Source organism: Thiorhodococcus mannitoliphagus, from assembly GCF_010915725.1.
GTDB classification, from domain to species: Bacteria; Pseudomonadota; Gammaproteobacteria; order Chromatiales; family Chromatiaceae; genus Thiorhodococcus; species Thiorhodococcus mannitoliphagus.
Map to the genome: position 1 here is coordinate 1 of NZ_JAAIJR010000272.1, position 2790 is coordinate 2790.

3 protein-coding genes and 1 pseudogene are annotated in these 2790 nt (G+C 58.4%); 3 read left to right on the plus strand and 1 reads right to left on the minus strand.

Annotated elements, in window-relative coordinates; translation table 11 throughout:
- A partial coding sequence (locus G3480_RS25965; RefSeq protein ID WP_206171908.1) for a hypothetical protein occupies positions 1 to 1021 on the minus strand: 1021 nt, incomplete at its 3' end.
- Between the two features lie 160 nt (positions 1022 to 1181).
- On the opposite strand from G3480_RS25965, the pseudogene G3480_RS29655 reads away from it, so the two are divergent.
- The 3 genes and pseudogenes from G3480_RS29655 to G3480_RS25980 form a co-directional block, all read left to right on the plus strand.
- Positions 1182 to 1466: pseudogene (locus G3480_RS29655) on the plus strand (IS1 family transposase); the annotation flags it as partial.
- Between the two features lie 111 nt (positions 1467 to 1577).
- Positions 1578 to 1892 carry a HigA family addiction module antitoxin gene (locus G3480_RS25975; RefSeq protein ID WP_164657101.1) on the plus strand — a complete coding sequence of 105 codons (315 nt, stop codon included), beginning with the start codon at positions 1578 to 1580 and terminating at the stop codon, positions 1890 to 1892.
- Between the two features lie 299 nt (positions 1893 to 2191).
- The coding region (locus G3480_RS25980) for a helix-turn-helix domain-containing protein (RefSeq protein WP_164657066.1) at positions 2192 to 2790 on the plus strand (599 nt) is incomplete at its 3' end.

Here is a 2790-nt window from a genome sequence, read left to right on the forward strand (position 1 = left end):
GGACGATCGGTTTGTCTGCGCTCGGATTGCGCGCCTGGGCTTGTTCGGCGATCCAATTGAAGATGGTGGCCACTTGCGAGGCCGTGGTGTCGTCGCCATCGCGCTCCAGGGCGGCGCGCACGTGCTTGTGACAGGGTTTCGGGCGCTTGGTGTCGCGCACGGAAGGGGCCGGCGAGCACAGCGCCTCGAGCACCTCCTCGGGCGTGCGGATCACGGGGTTAATCGTATAGACCGACCCCAGCAACGCCATCTTTTTCGTCCCCGGACGTGGGCCAGAGGGATGGAGATCCTTCCCTACCATGCTGGGCGCAGGGGCCTGTTCTGGTGGCTTGTCCGTCAACCCGTGCGCCGAGGAGGCGGGGAGTGGAGGCTTGTTCGGCGCCTTCTTGCGACGCATCGGGACACCCTTTCCGTCCGCCGTGCAGACCAGGATGGCGCCTTCCTCCTCGGGCGGCGGCAACGGTTTCGCCTCCCAAAAGGCCGCGGCGCTCTGGGCCATGTCCTGCTGGTTACGCTCCAGCGTGTAGACCGACCGGGGAAAGCCCAGGATCCGATCCAGGGTCGCGCTGACGGTCGCGAAAGGCACCTCGACGGTGAGACGCTGCTCCCAGTCTTGTAACAGGTAGGAGGTCTTGCACTGAGGCAAATTCAGGCGCGCATCCAAAGGCACCGCCTCGATGGCTTGTCCCTCGCGCGTCCCATAGACCGCGCGTTCCAGCTCAAACGGACCGAACACGCTCTGGTATTCGCGTCGACGCAACGGCTCAAGCCGCTTCAAGGTGCGCCCGTCCACACCCACGAGGGTCTCGCCAGCATCCCCCGAGCCAAACACCTCTAACCAAGATCCATAGGCGCAACGCCCCAGTTCGAGCATCCGCCTCCACAGCTCTTCCTCCACCTCATGCGCTCCACGCCCGGTCTCGAACGCTTGGTGCAGAAAATTCACCGTCTCTTGCAATTGACCGAACAGCTCCTGGGTGTTGATTGCGCTGACTGGGCTGTGGGTGTTGTGGGTGTTCATTCTGGGCTCTGCGCTGTTGTGGCATTTCACAGAGATTGACTCTTCACCGGGGCGCTGTCTACACCCTCGCTAGCGGGAGCTGTAGCAGACTCAGCTTTCAACGGGGGCAGAATAAAGGGAGCGGGAGGCGGGTTGCACCCGACGCGAAGGAGCGCAAGGTCTATGGGATTCATTGCCAGCCGCATACCAAGAGCGGGCGGTCTGCTATACGGATTTCTGGGAATCCTATAACTGCGTTTTTCCCGAAGAACGGCACCATTCAGTCGGAAAATAATCCGGAAAAACGAATCATATCGAGCGCTTCAATTGCACGGTTCGGCAGCGTGTTTCACGATTGATTCGGAAGGCGCTCTCATTCTCTAAGAAAACAGAGAATCACGTTGGCGCAATTTGGTACTTTGTGCATCACTACAACGATACACTTTTGCTCAAGGCATCCGTATGAGACAAATCATATAGATAAGGGCACTACCCAATACCGAATCTGTTTCAGCTGGGGACAGAAAGGCCCTAGAGAGGTCGAGATCGCCGACTATCATTGATTAGGGTATCAAGCATGCGAATTCCAACCCACCGGCCACCCACGCATCCTGGCGAAATGCTCAAAGAAGAGTTTCTCTTGCCGCTGAATATCAGCCAGCGTGAATTGGCGGATGCCATCCATGTGCCTTATCAGCGTGTCAACGAACTCGTCAACCAAAAGCGCGGCGTCACTCCAAGCACTGCGCTGAGATTGAGCAAGTTCTTTGGCGTATCGGCTGAATTTTGGCTGAGCCTTCAAACGCGGTGGGATCTGTTTCGTGCCCAAATGACCGAAGCTGATGAGCTGAAGACGATACAAGATCATCATCACCTTCGTCGAACAGCTTGATGAACATGAATCAGTATCCAAGATCTACTTGGTAACGGTTCCAAAATAACCTACACAGCTGTAGGTTGGGCAAAGCGCAGCGTGCCCAACAAAGACGGACCGATATGTATCACTTGTTTTTGAATCCATCCTTGGGCTCATCCCAGGTGATCATGACTTAAATGTATTAACAATCTAAGCCTCATTCGCCGAGGACATTTCCAGCTACTGGTCTAGAGTGAAAGTCCTAATACTGTTTCTGGGCGATCGATGGCATCCTACTCATCTGTCTTGAGTTTCGCCGATGAGTTGATGACACGATGCCACGCTGTGCTCCGATTCCCGTTTCCCTCACCGACAAAGAACGTACCCAGTTGGAGGCGTTGGTGCGTCAGCACACCACGGCGCAGCAACTGGCGACCCGAGCCCGAATCATTCTCGCCGCCGACGCCGGCACGGGGGTGCACGAAACGGCCGCCACGTTGCAGGTCAGTCGCTCGTTGGTCCAACGCTGGCGCCGACGCTGGCGCGAGCGCGCGGATCACCCGGTGCTCGAGCGTCTGAGCGATAATCCGCGTTCGGGGACACCCCCGACCTTCACCCCCGAGCAGATCTGCGCCATCATTGCCCTAGCGTGCGAGCCTGCGGTTCGCGAGGGGGTGAAGCTGGCGCGCTGGACCCATGAGGACTTGGCCGAAGAGGCCAAGGCGCGTGGGATCGTCGACGCCATCTCCGCGCACTCCATCGGACGCTTCTTACGTGAGGTCGATCTCAAGCCGCATCGCGTGCAAGGCTGGATCAACACCCCGCGCGATGGTGATTTCGCCGAGCGCTGTCGGGATGTCTGCGAGACCTATCGCCTGGCCCCGGAACGTGCCGCCGAAGGCATTGAGACCCGCAGCATCGACGAGATGACCGG